14 protein-coding genes, 2 tRNA genes and 3 rRNA genes are annotated in these 18,953 nt (G+C 57.8%); 7 read left to right on the forward strand and 12 right to left on the reverse strand.

Going from position 1 to position 18,953, the window contains the following annotated elements:
- The 6 genes from M2447_RS10575 to M2447_RS10600 form a co-directional block, all read right to left on the reverse strand.
- A complete protein-coding gene (locus M2447_RS10575) occupies positions 1-555 on the reverse strand; it encodes a flavodoxin (RefSeq protein WP_277558583.1) in 555 nt (184 codons plus the stop codon).
- The gene (locus M2447_RS10580; RefSeq protein WP_277558584.1) at positions 552-1,688 is read right to left on the reverse strand and encodes a carboxymuconolactone decarboxylase family protein; all 1,137 of its coding nucleotides are present in this window, start codon (positions 1,686-1,688) and stop codon (positions 552-554) included. Before M2447_RS10580 ends, M2447_RS10575 begins: the two co-directional genes overlap by 4 nt.
- 33 nt (positions 1,689-1,721) lie before the next feature.
- The gene (locus M2447_RS10585; protein ID WP_277558585.1) at positions 1,722-2,468 is read right to left on the reverse strand and encodes an SDR family oxidoreductase; all 747 of its coding nucleotides are present in this window, start codon (positions 2,466-2,468) and stop codon (positions 1,722-1,724) included.
- 113 nt (positions 2,469-2,581) lie between these two features.
- A complete protein-coding gene (locus M2447_RS10590) occupies positions 2,582-2,968 on the reverse strand; it encodes a DciA family protein (protein WP_108824100.1) in 387 nt (128 codons plus the stop codon).
- Between the two features lie 26 nt (positions 2,969-2,994).
- Entirely contained in the window at positions 2,995-3,720 is a 726-nt protein-coding gene (gene ung, locus M2447_RS10595; RefSeq protein WP_277558586.1) for a uracil-DNA glycosylase, read from the reverse strand.
- 7 nt (positions 3,721-3,727) lie between these two features.
- Positions 3,728-4,852 (reverse strand): mannose-1-phosphate guanylyltransferase, encoded by a 1,125-nt coding sequence (locus tag M2447_RS10600; RefSeq protein ID WP_277558587.1) that lies wholly within the window; start codon positions 4,850-4,852, stop codon positions 3,728-3,730.
- A gap of 69 nt (positions 4,853-4,921) precedes the next feature.
- Here M2447_RS10600 and M2447_RS10605 point away from each other — a divergent pair, with 69 nt between their 5' ends.
- The gene (locus M2447_RS10605) at positions 4,922-5,641 is read left to right on the forward strand and encodes a lipoate--protein ligase family protein (protein ID WP_277508482.1); all 720 of its coding nucleotides are present in this window, start codon (positions 4,922-4,924) and stop codon (positions 5,639-5,641) included.
- Positions 5,642-5,788: 147 nt separating this feature from the next.
- Here the strand turns inward: M2447_RS10605 and M2447_RS10610 are convergent, their stop codons facing one another.
- From M2447_RS10610 to M2447_RS10635, 6 genes are all read right to left on the reverse strand, one after another.
- Complete coding sequence (locus M2447_RS10610; RefSeq protein WP_277508481.1) at positions 5,789-6,892, reverse strand: DUF4340 domain-containing protein; 1,104 nt, start codon at positions 6,890-6,892, stop codon at positions 5,789-5,791.
- A gap of 218 nt (positions 6,893-7,110) precedes the next feature.
- Positions 7,111-9,027 (reverse strand): GldG family protein, encoded by a 1,917-nt coding sequence (locus M2447_RS10615; protein WP_277558588.1) that lies wholly within the window; start codon positions 9,025-9,027, stop codon positions 7,111-7,113.
- Between the two features lie 31 nt (positions 9,028-9,058).
- Positions 9,059-9,775 (reverse strand): ABC transporter permease, encoded by a 717-nt coding sequence (locus tag M2447_RS10620; RefSeq protein ID WP_277558589.1) that lies wholly within the window; start codon positions 9,773-9,775, stop codon positions 9,059-9,061.
- Between the two features lie 92 nt (positions 9,776-9,867).
- A complete protein-coding gene (locus M2447_RS10625; RefSeq protein WP_277558591.1) occupies positions 9,868-10,593 on the reverse strand; it encodes an ATP-binding cassette domain-containing protein in 726 nt (241 codons plus the stop codon).
- A gap of 225 nt (positions 10,594-10,818) precedes the next feature.
- Positions 10,819-11,466 (reverse strand): ATP-dependent Clp protease proteolytic subunit, encoded by a 648-nt coding sequence (locus M2447_RS10630; protein ID WP_277508476.1) that lies wholly within the window; start codon positions 11,464-11,466, stop codon positions 10,819-10,821.
- A gap of 8 nt (positions 11,467-11,474) precedes the next feature.
- Positions 11,475-11,780, reverse strand: coding sequence for a hypothetical protein (locus M2447_RS10635; RefSeq protein ID WP_277508475.1), 306 nt, complete (start codon positions 11,778-11,780; stop codon positions 11,475-11,477).
- Between the two features lie 1,288 nt (positions 11,781-13,068).
- On the opposite strand from M2447_RS10635, the gene M2447_RS10640 reads away from it, so the two are divergent.
- From M2447_RS10640 to M2447_RS10665, 6 genes are all read left to right on the forward strand, one after another.
- A 16S ribosomal RNA gene (locus M2447_RS10640) occupies positions 13,069-14,626 on the forward strand.
- Positions 14,627-14,767: 141 nt separating this feature from the next.
- Positions 14,768-14,843: transfer RNA gene (locus M2447_RS10645), tRNA-Ala, on the forward strand.
- Between the two features lie 42 nt (positions 14,844-14,885).
- Positions 14,886-14,962 (forward strand) — tRNA-Ile (locus tag M2447_RS10650).
- 161 nt (positions 14,963-15,123) lie between these two features.
- A 23S ribosomal RNA gene (locus tag M2447_RS10655) occupies positions 15,124-18,031 on the forward strand.
- A 119-nt stretch (positions 18,032-18,150) separates the two neighbouring features.
- Positions 18,151-18,266, forward strand: a 5S ribosomal RNA gene (gene rrf / locus M2447_RS10660).
- The 16S, 23S and 5S rRNA genes sit together here with 2 tRNA genes alongside, the layout of an rRNA operon.
- A 199-nt stretch (positions 18,267-18,465) precedes the next feature.
- Positions 18,466-18,819 (forward strand): transposase, encoded by a 354-nt coding sequence (locus M2447_RS10665; protein WP_277558593.1) that lies wholly within the window; start codon positions 18,466-18,468, stop codon positions 18,817-18,819.
- The last annotated feature ends 134 nt before the right edge of the window (positions 18,820-18,953 follow it).

Here is an 18,953-nt window from a genome sequence, read left to right on the forward strand (position 1 = left end):
TTATTTGCTTATTTCAAGTTTGCGGAGCCAGGCGTCGACTTCCTTTTGCGCGCGCCTGGCAACGTTGCCGCTTATGGCGAGGCCCTCGCGGACTGTCGCCTTGGGGCAAAGTTTTTTAATGTCGTTTGCGCTCCGGCCCAGCCGGCCTCCCTCGTGCGTGCAAAACGGGATGATTGTTTTTCCGGAAAAATCATACGACTCCAAAAACGTGAACAATGGCATCGGCATGGTGCCCCACCAGTTCGGGTAACCGACGAAGATGATGTTGTAATCGTCCATGCCGGCGACCTTGGTTGACAATTCCGGGCGGGCGTTTTCCTGCTGCTCCTTTTTGGCGGCGGCGGTGCACTCGCGATACACCGTCGGGTAGGCCTTGGTTGTTTTTATTTCGAACAGGTCGCCGCCGGCGGTTTTTTGGATTTGTCCGGCGACGGTGCGCGTGTTGCCGCTCCATGAGAAGTAGGCGATTAGGATTTTGTCTTCGGCGGGTTTTTCCTGCGCGTGAATGTTTGCGGTCATAAGAAGAAATGCGATGAGGATTGTAAGGCGTTTCATTTTTTGGAGGTGGCGGTTTTATATTCTTCGTCAGTCACGGGTTTCATCCAGGTGACGGCGCTGTTTTGATATTCGTTGCTGAGGGCGATGTGCGTGAACTCGCTGCCGGGCGCGGCGCCGTGCCAGTGCTCCACGCCGGCGGGAATGTTGACGACGTCGCCCGCGCCCAGCCAGCGGACCGGCTTGCCGCGTTCCTGGTAACAACCGCGTCCGGCGATCGCGAGCAGGATTTGCCCGTCGGGATGCGTGTGCCAGTTGGTGCGCGCGGAGGGTGAAAAGACGACGTTGCCGACGGAGTATTTGTTGACGCCATCGGCCTTCGTAAGCGGGCGCACGGCGACGTTTCCAGTGAAGAAATTCGGCGAACCTTTGTCGCCCGGCGGAAAAATCGTGGCGGCCTTGGGGCTGATGTCGTTCAATAAGCGGCGCGCGTTGGCGGCGGAGGGCTTTCCGATGGCGGGTTCGATGGTTGCGATCAGGTCTTCGATTTGCGCGCGGGTTGTCCCGACATTCATGCAGGCGCCGAGATGGGCGCGCAGTTGCGGATCCACGCCGCCCAATGCGCAGAGCGCGGCCACGGTGGCGATTTCGCGGCTTTGCATGCCCAGGATGTCGCGCGCGAAGATGTCCGCGAACAAGTGCTCCTTGAGAAACGTGTCGATGATCGGCGCGAATGCCTGCGGGCCGGATGTCACGGGCGCGGGTGGTTTTCCGGTGAGTCGCGCGCGGGTTTCCGCGCCGTATTTGTCCCTGTCCAAGTCGGCGGGCAGGGGCGTGGCGTCTTTTCCGATTTTGTCGGCGATGCCGGATTGCCGCCGGTTTTCCGTGACGGTGATGAGTGTTTGCAGGCCGTTCAAACTGCGCGGGAATCCGGTGTAGGCATACATTTGGACGAGGACTTCCTTGAGTTCGTTTATGGTCAGGCCGGCGTCCAGTCCCGTGGCGAGGGCGGGGCTCAGTTTTTCGAGATCGCCCTTCGCGGTGAGCGCGGCGACTTCGGCGATCGAGCGTTGTTTGGCGTCCAAATGGGTTGCGTCGTTTTGCATGGTTTGTGCTTTCGTGATGCCCGCGAGTCCGAGCGCGCTGAGGGCGAGTCCGAGCGCGAGTGATTTGACGAGGGTGATGTGTTTCATGGCGGGAGAGATGAGCGGATGGTCGAATTGTTTTTAGAATTCCTGCACGGTGGGCCGGACAACGATTTCGTTGACGGAGGTGTGGTCCGGCTGGGAAATCGCATAGAGGATCGCCCCGGCAATCGAATCGGCGGGGATGGCGTTTTGTTTGTAGGCCTCGACGACGCCGTTGCGCGTGGCCTCGTCGGACGTGCCATACATGAGCTCGGACTCGACGTAACCGGGGGAGACAATGGTGACGCGAAACTTCCCGCGCGATTCCATGCGGAGCCCTTCGCTGAGCGCGCGGACGGCGTGTTTCGTTGCGCAATAGACGGTGTTGCCGGGCGCGACTTTGAGGCCGGCGATTGAGGCGATGTTTATGAAGTGGCCGGATTTTTGTTTTTCGAAAACCGGCCAGGCCGCGGCGATGCCGTAGAGCATGCCCTTGATGTTGAGGTCGATCATGCGGTCCCACTCGCCGGTCTTGCCCGACGCGATAGGCGAGAGCGCCATGAGGCCGGCGTTGCTGACGAGCGCGTCGATGCGACCGTGTTGCGCGACCGCGGCGGCGATCATCTTTTCCACTTGGTCTTTTTGTGTGACATCGACCTCGTGGCAGGACGCAACGCCGCCGTCGCGGGTGATTTCGTCAGCGATTTTTTGGAGCCTGTCCTTGCGCCGCGCGGCGAGGACGACGGTGGCCCCCTGTCTGGCGAGGAGGCGCGCGGTGGTTTCGCCGATCCCGCTGCTTGCGCCTGTGATTAAAACGACTTTGCCGTGAATATTGCCTGAGTTCATGCGCAGCAAAATAACACGGATTCAAAAATCCGCGCCCGCGATCTTGCTGCGACTGTTGCGATTTTGCGCAAAAGTGCGCGATGGCAAACGCGGGCGCGGGGCGCGCCATTGTGTCAGCCCGCGCGGATGGTCAGTGCCTTCACTTTCGCGCAGCCGGGCAGTTTTTGGATTTTTTGGAGCAGCATCTTGCGATGCAAAAACAACTCGTTGCGCACCACCGCGTGCGATGCGAGCACGGTCAGGCAGCCGCGCTGGTCGAGATCCCTCACGTGCGAATAGTGCGCGTTCGCGGGGCCAGCGACTTCCGCCCAGTGCTCGCGGATCACGGATTCCTCCGACTCGATTCCGATTTTGTATTTTACGAGCAAGTCCTGAACCAGTCCGCCCATGTCCTTTGTCGGGCGGATGCGCATTCTCCTCGGAGTTTCATCGGGAATTTTTCGAAAGCTCCCGATCAACTCCTGTGCGGCGCGGCTGAACTGGTGAGGCTCGTTTGGCATGGTTTTCGTCCGCTATCTCACGCACATTAAAACCCCGGAAGCAACCCCTTGCTCGCGGTTTCCGTCGCGCCCGGCAGGCTCCAGTCAATCGCGGCCCGCCCCGCCTCGGCGAGGTGCCGGTTGACCGCCGAAAAACATCGGCATCCGAAAAACAGCCGCGCCGACAGCGGCGATGGGTGCGCGCTTTCCACGATGCGGTGTTGCGCGCCCGTGATCGCCTTTCGTTTTGCGCGCGCCTGGTTGCCCCACAGCACAAACACGACCGTTTCTGGCATGGCGTTGACGGCGGCGATCACACGATCGGTGAAAATTTCCCAGCCTCGTTTTTGGTGCGAGTTTGCCTCGCGCGCGCGCACTGTCAGCACCGTGTTCAGCATGAGCACTCCCTGCCTCGCCCAGCTTTCCAGGCAGCCGTGCGCGGGCGGCCGAAAATTTTCCCCGCCCAAATCAGAGCGCAGTTCCTTGAAGACATTGTTGAGTGAGCGAGGCAGCGGGCGCACGTCGGGCCGCACCGAAAAGCACAGGCCGTGCGCATGCCCGGGAGTTGGATACGGATCCTGCCCGAGCAGCACCACCTTTACCTCGCCGGGGGGCGTGAGGCGCAGCGCGTTGAACACATCCTCGCGCGCGGGCAGAATCGCGCGCCCCGCCGCGGTTTCCGCGTCAAGAAACGCATCCAGCCCGCGATACCACTGCTCTTGTGAGACATCACCAAGCGTGTCGCGCCAGTTCTCGGGAATTTCGGGAAGCATGATCTGATTACAGCCACATTTGGCCGTTTTTCATTTTGCCGATGCGGGTGGCCAGTTTTTTGACTTCCTGCGCTTTTGATTTTGGCGCGATGAGCGTGGCGTCCTTTGTGTGCACGACGATCATGTCGTCCGCGCCGAGCAACGCGGTGAGGTGGCCGCTTTCCGAAAACACAATGTTGCCGCGTCCCTGCTCAACGAGCGCGGGGCCGCGCAGGGCGTTGCCGTCGGCATCGAGCTTGCAGTGCGCCTGCACCGCGGACCACGAGCCGACGTCGTCCCACGAAAACGCCGCGGGCAGCACGACGACGTTGTCCGCCTTTTCCAGCAGCGCGTAATCGACGGAGAGCTTTTCGATTTTCGAATAAACTTTTTTCAGCGCGGCGCCGATTGGCTTGCGCTTCGCGAGCGCGTCGCGCACCGGCTTCATCGCGGAGAAATAATCGGGCGCGTGTTTTTCAAACGCTGTTTCAACAACCGGCACGCTCCAGACAAACATGCCCGCGTTCCACGCGTAATCGCCCGACGCGACGTAGCGCCGCGCGGTTTTGAGCGGGGGTTTTTCCTTGAATTGTTTCACGCGGGAAAACTTCGCGCCGCCAAACTTTTTCCAGTCCTTGCCGAGCTGAATGTAACCGTAGCCTGTTTCCGGAATCGTCGGCTTGATGCCGATGGTCACAAGGACGGGTTCCGCCTCCGCCGCGGCAAAGGCGGCGCGCAGGTCGCGCAGATACACCTTCGCGTCGGGAATCACGTGGTCGGACGGCAGCACGGCAAAAACGCCCCGCGGATCGCGCGCCCCGACAAGCGCCGCCGCGAGCGCGACCGCGGGCGCGGTGTCTCGACCGACGGGCTCGGCCACGATGTTTGCCCGTGGCAGTTGCCCGCACACTTGGCGCACGGCCTTTTCTTGCGCGGCGCTGGTGATGACGAACGTGTTTTTTGGGGGCACGACCGGGCGAATGCGATCGAGCGTTTGCGCGAGCATGGGCTTGTCGCCGACAATGGGCAGCAGATGTTTAGGGCGGCGTTCGCGGCTTTGCGGCCAGAAACGCTCTCCTTTTCCCCCGGCAATGATGACGGCAAAATGTTGAGGCATGGGCACGACCGTGTGCGTGACGAAGGTTTTGGGCAATGTGTTTTTGTTCGAGTTGCCCGACGTTTTGGCTCTTCACGCCGGGGAAAAGTTTTTCATGATTCCGTCATGACGATTACCTTGGATATTCTTCCCATGCGCACGGGCGGCGCGGCCGAAAACATGGCCGCGGATTTTCTTTTGCTCAAACGCTACCCGGAGCGCGGGCATGCGCGGTTCCGTCATTATGGCTGGCGGAGCGCGGCGTTCACTTTTGGATACAGCCAGAAGCTCGAATATGTGCGCTCGCAACTGCCGCCGGAGGAAGAGGGGCCGTTTGACCTTTGCCGGCGCGCGACGGGAGGCGGGGTTGTCGATCACCGGGAGGACTGGACGTATGCGCTTGTGATTCCGCGCGAGCACGCGCTTTGCGAGGTGCCCGCGCCCGAGTCATATCGCGTCGTCCACGAGTGCATCGCGGATGCGCTGGCGGCGATGGGCGAGAATGTTGTCCTGAAAAAGGAAGCCGCGGCGGAAGGCGAGGGCCTGCCGACGGTGTGCTTCGAGCGTCCGGAGCGTTACGATGTGATCCATTTGGACACGGGCGCAAAGATTGCGGGCGCGGCGCAAAAGCGCGCGAAGGAGGGCATGTTGTTTCAAGGGTCGATCGCGCGCGCGACGGTATCGGCGGAATTGGACTGGGATGCGTTCAAGATGGAATTTATCGGGAGACTTGCAAAGGCGATGTGCGCGGAGGCCGTCGAGACGCCGTGGCCCGATTTCGCGGAGCACGAGGTCGATGGATTGACCGAGCAGTATTCCTCGACTGAATGGAATGCGTTTCGGTGAAACGCCGGACGGGCGTGCCGGGAAATGAAGAAAGACAAACGCGGCGGTTGGCAAATGTCGCCTGCGCTTGGCAACGGCGAAACCGTCCTTCCATTGTCGGGACCTAAAGAATAAGCCGCATTTGTAGGCTGTTTAAGGACGCTGGTCTTATTCTTTTTTATCCGAGGTCGGCGGCGGGGTGTCTTCCGGGATTTTCTCGAGGAGGTCGCCGGGCGCGGCGGGGAGGCCGGTGAAGACGTGGTCGTAGGTTTCCACGGCGCGTTTTTGCATGAGGGCGTTTACCGGGGAATCGGATTTTGCATCCGTTATTTGGATATACACCGCGCCGGCGGGGATTGTTTCCGTTTCGGGCCCGGTCGTGCCGCCGGTTGCGGCGTCGGGTTTTGGTTCCTGCGCGGCGGGCTTGGGGACCGTTTTGGCGGGACGGCGGCCCATGGTGATCGTGACGGCGCGGTTGTCGAAGGCGGTGAGGGTCACCGTGCGCGCGTATTTTTTGGCTTCGGCGGCGTCGGGGGTGCCGAGGTCAACGGTGTCGCGGAAGCGCAGCGTGGTGAGTGTGTTGAGCTGGTTGTCGAGCGCGGAGGTTTTTGTTTTCCAGCCTTCGCGCGCGGGGTCGGGGGCGAAGGGTTCCGTCTTTTCCTTGCGGGCAAAGGCGAGCGGCGGGGCGTCGGGGAAGGTGAACTCGACTTTCGCGATGTCCGCGGTCTTGAGCGGGACGAGCGCGCTGTCGGCCCAGTTTTTCGGCTCGGTGTCGAGCCAGAGGTTGAAGCTGGCGAGGTAGGCCTTGGTTTCGCCGGTGTGGCGGACGAAGCGGCCGCCGTTGTCGGCGGTGCGTCCGATGTCGATCGAGTAGAGCGGCGCGGCGTCGGCGATCGAATCGGCGGCGTGAAACGCGATTTGCGCGCCGTTGAAATCGAGGCGCTTGACGCGTTCGGGATCGGCCGAGACGAAGCGCTCGATTTTTGCGCCGGTGAGGTCCGAGACGAGGCGCGTGAGCTTGGGGAAATCGACGGGGAGGTCGTAATAGCTCGCGTTGCGCCAGGTCTGGTCGGCGCCGCGCGCGAGTTCGATTTTTTTGCCGTTGTCGGTGATGACGACGCGCGCGGCCCGGGCGATTTTTTCGGTGGGCGCGAGCGCTTTGCCGACGCGGGCGTCGGCGGTGACGGGCGCGGGCGGGCGGGTGGCAATCCATGTGATGCCGGCAAGCACGAGCAGCACGGCGACTGTGATGACGAGCGGTTTGAGTTTCATTGGTCTACTGAGTTTCGCGGAATAAAGTTACAAGGATGAAGAGGCCATTTGGAGTGCGGTGGCAGAGAGAGCGCAAGCGACCGGCGACACCGCTTTGAACAGCGTAAGATTTTCACCGGGCGCAACTCGCTCAAAGCGGTGTCGCCGCTTCGCTCTGCCACCGCACTCCAAAGAACTGGCACTGTGTTTTACGAATATCATTAAATCGGCGCGGGGGTTTATTTGCGGCGGGCGCGTTGGAAGAGCCATGCGCCGGCGAGGATCAGCGCGGGGACGAGGAGGATGTTGATGGCGGCGAGCCGGTATTCGAGCGCGTCGATGTCCTCGCGGAGCGAGCGGCGGATTTCGCGGCGTTCGCGGCGCATCTGCACTTCCTGTTTCTGGAAGTCCTCGATCGCTTTCTGGATCTCGGGCGTGGCGACGAGGCGGTTGCCCTCGGAGGTGCGGCCCATGAGTTCGCCGAGCTTGCCTTGCACTTCGGTGATGCGAGCTTCGAGCTCGGCGAGCTTGGCCTGGTATTTTTTCTCGGCGGCGGCCTGCATGTCGCGCACGACGGTGAAGGGGCGCTCGACGGCGCCTTTGCCGCGGAGGGTGACGAGGTCGGTGGAGCCGGCGATGATGTCGGCAATGTTGCTCGCGAAGGCGAGGTTGTTGTTGAAGGGCTCGACGGCTTCGGTGCCGAGGAAGTTGAACTTGCGCAGTCCGAAGTCGTCGAAGAGCCAGTCGGTGTCGGCGACGAGGATGACAGTCGAGGAGCCCTCGGCGAGGTGTTCGGTTTTGGCGGCGGCGTCTTGCCCGGCGGGTTTGTCGGCGGGCGCATTGGCGGCGGCGTCATCCGGCTTGTTGCTGGCGTCGGTTTTCTTGGGCGCGCCGTCGGGAAACGCGGTTTTGAATTTTCCAGTGAGCTGGACGGCGAGGACTTTTTTTCCGCTCGGGGTGAGCAGGCGCGCAGTTTCGCCGGGCTGGGCGAATTGGAGCGCGTCGCGTTGCGCGTCGCCGGCCTGGTCGGTGGTTTCGATGAGCGGCGTGGCGGTGAGGCCGGTGGCGGCGGTGTCGATTGCGAAGGAGCCGGGTTCGGCGAAGAGGAGCGTGTTGAGTTGCGCGGTGGGTTGCGCGGCGCGGTTGAGGTTTTCGGCGGTGAGGGTGAGCCACACGGGGTAGCGCTCGACGGCGCGGCCGGTCTGGATGGTGGTGGCGAGTTTGTTGTCGCCGACGATGCGGTTGGGGTCGTAGGTCACGCCCCATGTTTTGAGGAAGCGCGGCAGGTCGCTGGAGATGTCCTGCGGCGGCATGCCCATCATCATGGCCTGCTGGTTGGTGGAGCGGCGCGCGTGTTGCGAGGAGGGGTCGAGCGCGAGGAGGACGGGGTGGCCGGCGAGGATGAACTGGTCGATTGCGTATTGGAGTTTTTCGGGGATGCCTTGCGGGTGGATGATCGCGAGCGCGTCAAGGTTGGCGGGCAGCTCGGGCGTGGTCGCGGGGTCGATGGTGACGATCTCGCAGTTGCGCGACCACTCGGTGTAGACGAACTGCGGCTGCGGCATGCGCTGGCGTTGCTGGAGCATCATCATGTTTGGCGGCGGCGCGGCGAGGGGCAGGCTGCTGATGAGGCCGAGGCGCGGTTTTTTGACGAGCTGCACGCCGTGGATGAGTTGCGAGATGTCGTATTCGAGGAACGCCTCGCGTTGCGGCGTGAAGGCGGGGATGTTTTTTTCCTGGTCGGCCTGGATTGCGACGAGGCCGAAGTAGATCGTCTCGCCCGTGGCGTTGATGGTTTGCGCCTGGAGGCCCGCGGCGGCGGCGCGCTCCTCCTCGGGCGTGTCGGCTTGCGGCGTGATGATGTTGAGCGTGATTTTTCCGGAGGAGGCGCGGACATACTGGCGCAAAAGCTCCTGCACGCGCGAGGCGTAGTTTTTGTAGGAGGTGGGCAGGCCGGCGGCGTCGCGCGAAAAATAAAAGTCGAGCGCGAGCGGCGTCTCGATTTTCGAGAGGAGCGACTTGGTGCCGGGCGAGAGCGTGTAGATGCCGCCGGCGGTGGCGTCGACGCGCAGCGGGAGCCGCGAGACGATGAAGTTGACGAGGATGATCGCAACGATGACGAGGGCGACGGCGACGAGTTTGTTTCCGATTTTCATGGCGCGGAAAAAATGGGTTTGCGTTGGCGGTTCAGCGTTCGAGGACAACGACGTTGATGAAGAGCGTGATGCCGGCGACCGACAGGAAGTAGATGACGTCGCGCGGGTCGATGATGCCTTTCATGAAGGGATCGAAGTGCGGGATGAAGCCGCAGTTCGCCACAAAATCGACGGCCCCGACGGGCAGCACGGCTCCGAGCGCGCCGTTGAACACGCTCCAGCCGAGAAACACAAACACGAGGCAAACGACAAAGCTGATGACGAAGCTGATGACCTGGTTGCGCGTGAGCGCCGAGGTGAGCGAGCAGATGCCGAGGTAGGCGCCCGCCATGAAAATCGCCCCAACATAGCCCGTGAGCACGCCGCCCCAATCCGGGTCGCCGAGATAACCGACCGTGAGCGCCATTGGAAAACTGAGCACGACGGCGAGCGCGAGAAACGCCCACGCCGCGAGATATTTTCCGAGCACGGCCTGCGTCGTGGTGACGGGCAGTGTGAACAGCAGCTCGATGGAACCGGAGCGTTTTTCCTCCGCCCAAAGCCTCATGCCGGCGGCGGGCGCGAAGAACAAAAACAGCCACGGCAGAAACAAGAAGTAGCTTTCGAGCGTGGCGGCGTTGTTCTTGAAAAAGTTTCCAAGAAAAAACGCCAGCCCCACCGAGGCCGTGAGGAACACGATGAGAAACACATAAGCCACCGGCGTGCGGAAGTAGCCGAGGAATTCGCGTTTGAATATGGTGCAGATCATGAGTCGGCGAAATAATGAGTTATTGAAAAAAACTGCGGGAGGGAATGGTCGGGAATTTGTTTTTTCGCGTCGGGAAAAAACGGGGGAAACGCTCACGCCATGTCGCCAACGGTGAGCGAGCGGAAAATCTCGTCCAGTCGCGCGCCGGGTTGGCGCGCGCGAAACTCCGCGGGCGTTTCATCGACGACGATTTTGCCCTGCGAGACGATGATGATGCGCGTGCAAATGGCCTCGACCTCCTCGAGGATGTGCGTCGAGAGGATCACGGCTTTTTCGGAGGCCATCGACTTGATGAGGGCGCGCACCTCGTTTTTCTGGTTCGGGTCGAGCCCGTCGGTCGGCTCGTCGAGGATGAGCGCCGGCGGGTCGTGCAGGAGCGCCTGCGCAAAGCCGACGCGCTGGCGGTAGCCCTTGGAAAGCGTCTCGATGGTTTGGTGACGCACGCTTTCGAGATGCGTGAGCCGGATGGCGCGCTCCACTTTTTCGGCGCGCGCCTCCGCGTCGCGAAACCCGCGCACGCCCGCGATGAACCCGAGGAATTCGCCGACGGTCATCTCGCCGTAGGCGGGCGCGCTTTCGGGCAGGTAGCCGATGACGCGCTTGACCGCCACGGGGTCGCGGCGCACGTCGTGCCCGTCCACAATGGCGGTGCCGTCGGTCGGCGTGATGAAGCCGGTGATCATCTTCATGGTGGTGGATTTCCCCGCGCCGTTTGGCCCGAGAAAGCCGAGGATGTCGCCGCGCCGGACGCTGAAGCTGATGTTGTCCACGGCGCGTTTCGCGCCGAAATTTTTCACCAAACCTTTGACTTCAATCATGGGAGAATTGCGAGAAGGGAGATAAAGTTTCGAGAAAGCCAAATTGAAAAAAGCGCGCGCGAAAAAAAATCCAGTCTTTTTTTGCGTGTGTTTTGTTTCAGCGCCGCCGCCGGGCAGGGCGGGGGCGGGAGTATGTGTTTGTGTTGAGTTTTTCGCGCAAAAAAAGCGCATCCGAAACGGGCTCGGATGCGCTTTGGGTGGGAATGAGAGTGTCGTTCTAGTTGCTCAGATTTTGTCCACGATTTTATCCACGAGGCCGTAGGCGATGGCTTCCTGGGCGTTGAGGTAGAAATCGCGGTCGGTATCGCGGTCGATTTTTTCGAGCGATTGGCCGGAGGACTCTGCGAGGATTTTGTTCAGCTCGGCGCGGGTCTTTTCCATTTCCTGAGCCTGGATGTTGATGTCTGTTGCCGGACCGATCATGCGGCCGGAAATGAGCGGCTGATGGATGAGCACGCGGCCGTGCGGATAGATAAAACGGCGGCCCTTGGGAGCGCCGCACAGGAGGATTGAGCCCATCGATGCCGCCATGCCCGTGACAACGACCGTGATGGGCGACGAGATGAGCTTCATCGTATCGTAAACGGCCATGCCGGAGGTGATGATTCCGCCGGGGGAGTTGATATAGAAGGTGATTTCCTTGCCCGGGGCGTCGGCTTCGAGATAAAGAAGTTTTTCGGTGAGATCCTTGGCGGACTCGTCGGTGACGGGGCCCCAGAGGAAGATTTTTCGCTGCTCAAGGAATTTTTTCTGGATGAGCGTGGCCACGGGGGCGGCGTTTTTGCGAGCCAGAGCCTCCTCGATTTCGTCGTCGTCGTCGAGGCGCGGGGCCGGTGCGGTTGGTGCGGTATTCTGAAAGTGATGTGTGGACATATTGCGGATTAAAGTGCGTTCAGTTGCGCGTTTTGCCAGTAGAAAAAATCAACGGTTGGGCGGGGTGGGGCGAGCACTGCGGGGTTGATGCCATGTCCCGCGCCGACGTTACCCCGAGGCGGGTCGTTGTCGCGGAGGATGCATTCGGGCAGCCTGTAACGGCTGAACACCGAGGCAAGGGACGCTTTCATGGTGGCGCCGGCCTGATTGTCGCATGCGAAGAGGCCGGGCGGATAGCGGTAGTGGCCGGCGACGATGGTTCTCGAATGGCCGCGCGAGCCGCAGTGAATGGAGGAGTAGCCCTTGATGTCCATTTGCCAGAGATGGCTTGGCCGCGCGCGCCCGAAGCGCCTGAAAGGAGCGGGTTGTCTGGTTTGGCCTGGCTCGATTATCCCCTTTTGTTTGAGCATGAACGTCACGATGCATGAGGGCGGAATGTTTTTAGCGCCGGAGTGAGAAAAGACTTTTCTGCGCTTGCGCGGCCCTCGGGCGGGAAACTCCGAGCGCAAGGCAAGCAGCGCCACCGCGATGCAAGTCGCGTTCTGGTTGCCGCGTCGGATACGGTTCAGGGGGAGGATATCCTGCCCGGCTTCGCCGCGTTTGTTGAGGCGCGAGCGACTTGCATGCGTTTTTTCGGCTGTTGCCGAAACGTCGGCTAAGCTAGCGACGGTCGTTGTTTTTGCTTTTGGTGCCCCAAAGCATGGGAGGAGCCTGGCGTCCACTCACCATACCTTGGGATATGTTACCTCATTAGCGGCACGTCTGTTACCTTTAGCGCGGGACGTTGCAGAGAGGATTCGCCCTACCCGATGCGAGCCTTGTTTAATTTAAGCAGATATTCGCGCCAGGGTGACAGTATAGGCGAGACTGAAGAGACCTCGGCAATGCCATCATCCCTGGCATCGTGAAAAAGCCCAGAGAGGTTGCGTAAAGCACGCAGCGGGCGAGTTGCTGTCCCAGTGAGGATTCCATGTTCTCAAAACAAGGCGAATAAACCCCTCGGGCGGGGGCGAGTTCTGGGGGTTGGCTGGATATACGGCGCCTCTATGAAGGTTGGCGTCCGAGCATGCGTCCGAGGGCGTTTTTAAATGCTTCAGGGGGCCTTTGGCAGAGGGAGAATTGCGTATTCAATAATCGGATACATCTTGAGATTGCGCTATCGGAGCGCTGCGAGAGCGGGGCAGTGTTCGAAAAAATTTCAGTCGCAATATGTTGATTGTTAAATAGATAAAAAAGCGTTCTGAAATTTATAAAAAAACTTCTTGAGCAAAAGGGCGTCGGGGCCATTGTCCGCACTCCCTTCAAACGGGGCGCGTCAAAAACGCCGCCGAAAAGGGAGGTTCTTTGAGAGTCCGGTTCTTCAGATCAAAAACTTTTTTAAAAGATTTTTTGAAAAAGGTATTGACGAAGCGAAAATAACCTGACTTGCTTTGAACCCTTTCCCCCTAAAAACGGGAAGCGCGCTGCAAAGCGCAAAAGCTCTTTGAAATTTACTTTGTGCGATTGATTGGGACCCCCAATCAACAACTTATACAAACATATGACATGTCGGTTTCACGACCGACATGGTCAGTAGTTCATGAATCACTAGGTTCAGAACTCTTTTCGGAGAGTTTGATCCTGGCTCAGAATGAACGCTGGCGGCGTGGTTAAGACATGCAAGTCGAACGGGACTTGTGGTGTAGCAATACATTGCAAGTTCAGTGGCGAACGGGTGCGTAACACGTAAACAATCTACCTTGAAGTGGGGAATAGCTCGTCGAAAGGCGAATTAATACCGCATGTGGTAGGCTCTCGCATGAGAGCTTCACTAAAGGCAGGGACCGCAAGGCCTGCCGCTTTAAGAGGAGTTTGCGGCCTATCAGCTTGTTGGCGAGGTAACGGCTCACCAAGGCTAAGACGGGTAGCTGGTCTGAGAGGACGATCAGCCACACTGGAACTGAGACACGGTCCAGACACCTACGGGTGGCAGCAGTTTCGAATCATTCACAATGGGCGAAAGCCTGATGGTGCGACGCCGCGTGAGGGACGAAGGCCTTCGGGTTGTAAACCTCTGTCACCGGGGAAGAAACGCTAAAAGTTAACAGCTTTTAGCCTGACTTAACCCGGAGAGGAAGCAGTGGCTAACTCTGTGCCAGCAGCCGCGGTAATACAGAGACTGCAAGCGTTATTCGGATTCACTGGGCGTAAAGGGTGCGCAGGCGGCCATGTGTGTCTGGTGTGAAATCTCGGGGCTTAACTCCGAAATTGCGCCGGAAACTACATGGCTAGAGTACTGGAGAGGGAAGCGGAATTCATGGTGTAGCAGTGAAATGCGTAGATATCATGAGGAACACCAATGGCGAAGGCAGCTTCCTGGACAGTTACTGACGCTCAGGCACGAAAGCGTGGGGAGCGAAAGGGATTAGATACCCCTGTAGTCCACGCCCTAAACGGTGCACACTAGGTCTTGGAGGATTCGACCCCTTCAGGGCCCAAGCTAACGCGTTAAGTGTGCCGCCTGAGGACTACGGCCGCAAGGCTAAAACTCAAAGGAATTGACGGGGGCCCGCACAAGCGGTGGAGTATGTGGCTTAATTCGATGCAACGCGAAGAACCTTACCTGGCCTTGACATGCTTTGGACCGGCGCTGAAAGGCGCCTTCTCTTCGGAGCCGGAGCACAGGTGCTGCATGGCTGTCGTCAGCTCGTGTCGTGAGATGTTGCGTTAAGTCGCGCAACGAGCGCAACCCCTGTCCTTAGTTGCCATCATTAAGTTGGGCACTCTAAGGAGACAAACCCTCTCTGAGGGTGGGAAGGTGGGGATGACGTCAAGTCAGGATGGCCCTTACGGCCAGGGCTGCACACGTACTACAATGCCCGGTACAGAGGGACGCAATGCCGCGAGGCAAAGCAAATCTCAAAAACCGGGCCCAGTTCAGATTGTAGTCTGCAACTCGACTACATGAAGTTGGAATCGCTAGTAATGGCGCATCAGCTACGGCGCCGTGAATACGTTCCCGGGCCTTGTACACACCGCCCGTCACATCATGAAAGCCGGTTTTGCCCGAAGTGCGTTTGCCAACCAGCAATGGAGGCGGCGCCCTAAGGTGAAGCTGGTGATTGGGATGAAGTCGTAACAAGGTAACCGTAGGGGAACCTGCGGTTGGATCACCTCCTTTCTAAGGAGACGGAGCGGCAATTTAACGATTGCACCTCCGATGGTCGAAAAGGACGCAAGTCCTTGGGTCCTGGTTGATCGCACAAAGTAAATTTTAAGGGTTTGTTAGAGAAAATGTTCTTTATAACAATCTTCGACCGATGGGGTCGTAGCTCAGTTGGTAGAGCGCCTGCTTTGCAAGCAGGATGTCACCGGTTCGAGTCCGGTCGGCTCCACCATCGACACGGCCCCGAAACGGTAAACTGCCAGTTTCCCAATTCGGGCTCATAGCTCAGTTGGTTAGAGCACGCGCTTGATAAGCGCGGGGTCGATGGTTCAAGTCCATCTGGGCCCACCATTTTGCACGGCAAGGACCGCGCATTATTTCGGAGTGGGCGGCAGGTGAGCGGAAGACGGCATGGGTCGTCCTCACAAAACGATTTTGTTCTTTGAAAGTTCAGGATAGAAATATGTTAGAATATGTAAGTAGGTAATATAAACGCCTAGAATAGAGCGTTTGCATAAACCAGTTACAGCAATTGATGGATGCCTTGGCGTCATCAGGCGATGAAGGACGCAGCAATCTGCGAAAAGCTTCGGGGAGCGGAACGCACGCTTTGATCCGGAGATGTCCGAATGGGGAAACCCGGCATTTTTAACCGAATGTCACTCCGGTGTGAATACATAGCATCGGCAGAGCAATACGCGGCGAAGTGAAACATCTCAGTAACCGCAGGAAAAGAAAGAGAATCGATTCCGTTAGTAGTGGCGAGCGAACGCGGAACAGCCCAAACCGTCGGGATTTATCCTGACGGGGTTGTAGGGCCTCAACGTGGAATAAGCATAGTTAGACGAACATTCTGGAAAGTTTGGCCATAGCGGGTGACAGTCCCGTAGTCGAAAACTTTGCTTTACCTAGAGGTACCCTGAGTAGCACGGGACACGTGAAACCCCGTGTGAATCCATGCCGACCACGGCATAAGGCTAAATACTCGATGACGACCGACAGTGAACTAGTACCGCGAGGGAAAGGTGAAAAGAACCCCTGTTAGGGGAGTGAAACAGTAACTGAAATCAATTGCTAACAAGTCAGTCGGAGCCCCCTTGTGGGGTGACGGCCTGCCTTTTGTATAATGAGTCTGCGAGTTATTGCCCGTAGCAAGCCTAAGCCGCTCAGCGGTGGAGGCGAAGCGAAAGCGAGTCCGAATAGGGCGCTTAGTTGCTGGCAATAGACCCGAAGCGGAGGCGATCTAACCATGATCAGGATGAAACCCGGGTAAAACCGGTTGGAGGTCCGAACCCTTTAGTCTTGAGAAACTATGGGATGAGTTGTGGTTAGGAGCGAAAGACTAATCAAGCCCTGTGATAGCTGGTTCTTTCCGAAATATATTTGGGTATAGCGTCGATCGCTGATCCATGGAGGTAGAGCACTGAATAAGCTAGGGCCCCTACCGGGGTACTGAACTTAATCAAACTCCGAATACCATGGAGTGTAGGTCGGCAGTCAGACTGTGGGGGCTAACCTTCATAGTCGAGAGGAGAATAATCCAGACCATCAGTTAAGGTCCCAAAATACGGCTCAGTGAAAAAGGATGTGATTTTGCTTAAACAATGGGGATGTTGGCTTAGAGGCAGCCATCATTTAAACAGTGCGTAACAGCTGACCCATCGAGCGAAATTGCGCCGAAAATGATCGGGACTCAAGCCGTATACCGAAGCTATGGGTGTGTCGCAAGACACGCAGTAGGAAAGCGTTCCAATTGCAGCGAAGGACAAGGGTAACCGAATCTGGAGCGATTGGAAGTGAGAATGCAGACATAAGTAACGATAAAGAAGGTTGAATTCCTTCTCGCCTAAATTCCAAGGATTCCTGGGGAAGGCTCGTCCTCCCAGGGTTAGTCGGGTGCTAAGACGAGGCCGTAAGGAGTAGTCGATGCCAAGCTGGTTCAATATTCCAGCACCGTCTGAAACCGTTTGACCTGTAGAATGACGGAGAAAGTTAACTCAGCGACGTGTTGAATCGTCGTCTAAGCGCGTAGGTTTGTCCGGGGATAAAAGACCGGAATCGCTGAAACGCAATGGGACCCTGAAGCCACGGCCGAGGGGGATTGAGTGATACTCTGCTTCCAAGAAAAGTTCTGCAGTTAGGCCAAGGACGCCCGTACCGTAAACCGACACAGGTGGAATAGATGAGTATTCTAAGGCGCGCGAGTTAAATCTCTCTAAGGAACTCGGCAAATTAGCCCCGTATCTTCGGTATAAGGGGTGCCCCGCAAGGGGCCGCAGTTAATTGCAACAACCGACTGTTTAGCTAAAACACAGCTCTCTGCAAAGTCGCAAGACGACGTATAGGGAGTGACACGTGACCAATGCGGAAAGGTGAAAGTCTTGGGTGCAAGCTCAGGATCTAAGCCCCCGTGAATGTCGGCCGTAACTATAACGGTCCTAAGGTAGCGAAATTCCTTGTCGGGTAAGTTCCGACCCGCACGAATCGTGTAACGAGTTGTTGACTGTCTCGGAGAGAGGCTCGGTGAAATTGTAGTGGCGGTGAAGATGCCGCTTACCCGCAGCAGGACGGAAAGACCCTATGCACCTTTACTGTAAGCTGTTATTGTCGTTTGATTTTTAATACGTAGAATAGGTGGGAGACTTCGAAGGCCGGTTTCAGGATCGGTCCGAGTCGCAATGTGAAATACCACTTTTTAATTGTTAGACGTCTAACCTTTAGCCGTTATCCGGCGAAGGGACAGTGATAGCAGGTCAGTTTTTCTGGGGCGGAATCCTCCTAAAAAGTAACGGAGGATTACGAAGGTTCCCTCGGCCCGGTCGGTAATCGGGCTATAGAGCGCATGAGTATAAGGGAGCTTAACTGTGAGACCTACAAGTCGAGCAGATGCGAAAGCAGGTTCAAGTGATCCGGTGGTTGAATGTGGAATCGCCATCGCTCATAGGACAAAAGGTACGCTAGGGATAACAGGCTGATCGCGCCCAAGCGTTCATAGCGACGGCGCGGTTTGGCACCTCGATGTCGGCTCATCACATCCTGGGGCTGGAGAAGGTCCCAAGGGTTCGGCTGTTCGCCGATTAAAGTGGTACGCGAGCTGGGTTCAGAACGTCGTGAGACAGTTCGGTCCTCTATCCGCTGTGGGCGTTTGTGATTTGAGGGGTTCATTCTCTAGTACGAGAGGACCGAGAATGACGAACCTCTGGTGTTCCGGTTGTCGCGTCAGCGGCAGCGCCGGGTAGCTATGTTCGGAAAGGATAAGCGCTGAAAGCATCTAAGCGCCAAGCCTATCCCAAGATAAGATCACAATCTGTAGCAATACAGTGCAAGGTCCGGGCAGACCACCCGGTTGATAGGGCAGAAATGTAAGCGTGGTAACACGTTCAGTTTACTGTTACTAATGACCTTGCTCGGTTTATGCATCCTCTATTCTCAGGCGTTTATATAACCTCCTTTGATATTTTTAACATACGGGCGCGAACGCGCCCTCCTGAACTTCATTATTTTTCTCCCATGTGCAAACACATGCCGAGATCCGATTTTCTGGTGACCAGATGCCAGGGGTTCCACCCGTTCCCATCCCGAACACGGCAGTTAAGCCCTGAGCAGCCAATGGTAGTGGAGCGATAGGCTCTGCGAGAGTAGGTCGTTGCCAGATTTATGACCCGGTCGCTGCGAAAGCAGCGACCGGGTCTTTCTTTTGTAAGTGACAGTTCTGGTGCCTACAAGCGAAGTATTGAAGGTAACCAATGATGGATAAAAATAGTCACCATTCCGGGTAGTGTCCGTCAAGGGGGCTGCTGCCCAAATCAAAAAAGATGGAACATATTGCATGTTAATATGTAATATAATACATCATGATGGGAATCAAAGACAAGCAGGGAGCTCTGTTTAGCTATAATATAAATCTGGAAGAGCGAGTGAGGGAGGACAATCCGCTGCGAGTAATCAGCAGGCAGGTCGATTTCAATTGGGTGCGTGATGAAGTGGTGGGTTTATATGGCTGCAATGGCAATGAATCGGTCGATCCAGTGGTCATCATCAAGCTTTTGATCCTGTTGTTTTGGGATAATATAAAAAGTGAGCGCGAGTTGATGCGCATCGTGCCGGAGCGATTGGATTACCTGTGGTTTTTGGGCTACGGGCTCGACGAGCAAACACCAAACCACAGCGTGCTGTCGAAGGCGCGCAAGCGGTGGGGGAAAGGGTAGTGTCCGTCAAGTTTCGCACATTTTAAAAAGCATATAGTCGGCGGAGGAAGGTTATGTGTTGTTTTGTTGTTGGTTCTTTCGTGAGGGTTGAGAGCCGCGCGTAGGCCCGGCTTGGCGGGCCGCAGCGCGGTTCT

The organism is Ereboglobus sp. PH5-10, assembly GCF_029504735.1.
Classification (GTDB): domain Bacteria; phylum Verrucomicrobiota; class Verrucomicrobiia; order Opitutales; family Opitutaceae; genus Ereboglobus.

Excerpts from the sequence above, each read along its gene's own strand:
- M2447_RS10575 (WP_277558583.1), bottom strand. The coding sequence starts at position 555 with ATGAAACGCCTTACAATCCTCATCGCATTTCTTCTTATGACCGCAAAC.
- M2447_RS10580 (WP_277558584.1), bottom strand. The coding sequence starts at position 1,688 with ATGAAACACATCACCCTCGTCAAATCACTCGCGCTCGGACTCGCCCTC.
- M2447_RS10585 (WP_277558585.1), bottom strand. The coding sequence starts at position 2,468 with ATGAACTCAGGCAATATTCACGGCAAAGTCGTTTTAATCACAGGCGCA.
- M2447_RS10590 (WP_108824100.1), bottom strand. The coding sequence starts at position 2,968 with ATGCCAAACGAGCCTCACCAGTTCAGCCGCGCCGCACAGGAGTTGATC.
- ung (WP_277558586.1), bottom strand. The coding sequence starts at position 3,720 with ATGCTTCCCGAAATTCCCGAGAACTGGCGCGACACGCTTGGTGATGTC.
- M2447_RS10605 (WP_277508482.1), top strand. The coding sequence starts at position 4,922 with ATGACGATTACCTTGGATATTCTTCCCATGCGCACGGGCGGCGCGGCC.
- M2447_RS10610 (WP_277508481.1), bottom strand. The coding sequence starts at position 6,892 with ATGAAACTCAAACCGCTCGTCATCACAGTCGCCGTGCTGCTCGTGCTT.
- M2447_RS10615 (WP_277558588.1), bottom strand. The coding sequence starts at position 9,027 with ATGAAAATCGGAAACAAACTCGTCGCCGTCGCCCTCGTCATCGTTGCG.
- M2447_RS10620 (WP_277558589.1), bottom strand. The coding sequence starts at position 9,775 with ATGATCTGCACCATATTCAAACGCGAATTCCTCGGCTACTTCCGCACG.
- M2447_RS10625 (WP_277558591.1), bottom strand. The coding sequence starts at position 10,593 with ATGATTGAAGTCAAAGGTTTGGTGAAAAATTTCGGCGCGAAACGCGCC.
- M2447_RS10630 (WP_277508476.1), bottom strand. The coding sequence starts at position 11,466 with ATGTCCACACATCACTTTCAGAATACCGCACCAACCGCACCGGCCCCG.
- M2447_RS10635 (WP_277508475.1), bottom strand. The coding sequence starts at position 11,780 with ATGGACATCAAGGGCTACTCCTCCATTCACTGCGGCTCGCGCGGCCAT.
- M2447_RS10665 (WP_277558593.1), top strand. The coding sequence starts at position 18,466 with ATGATGGGAATCAAAGACAAGCAGGGAGCTCTGTTTAGCTATAATATA.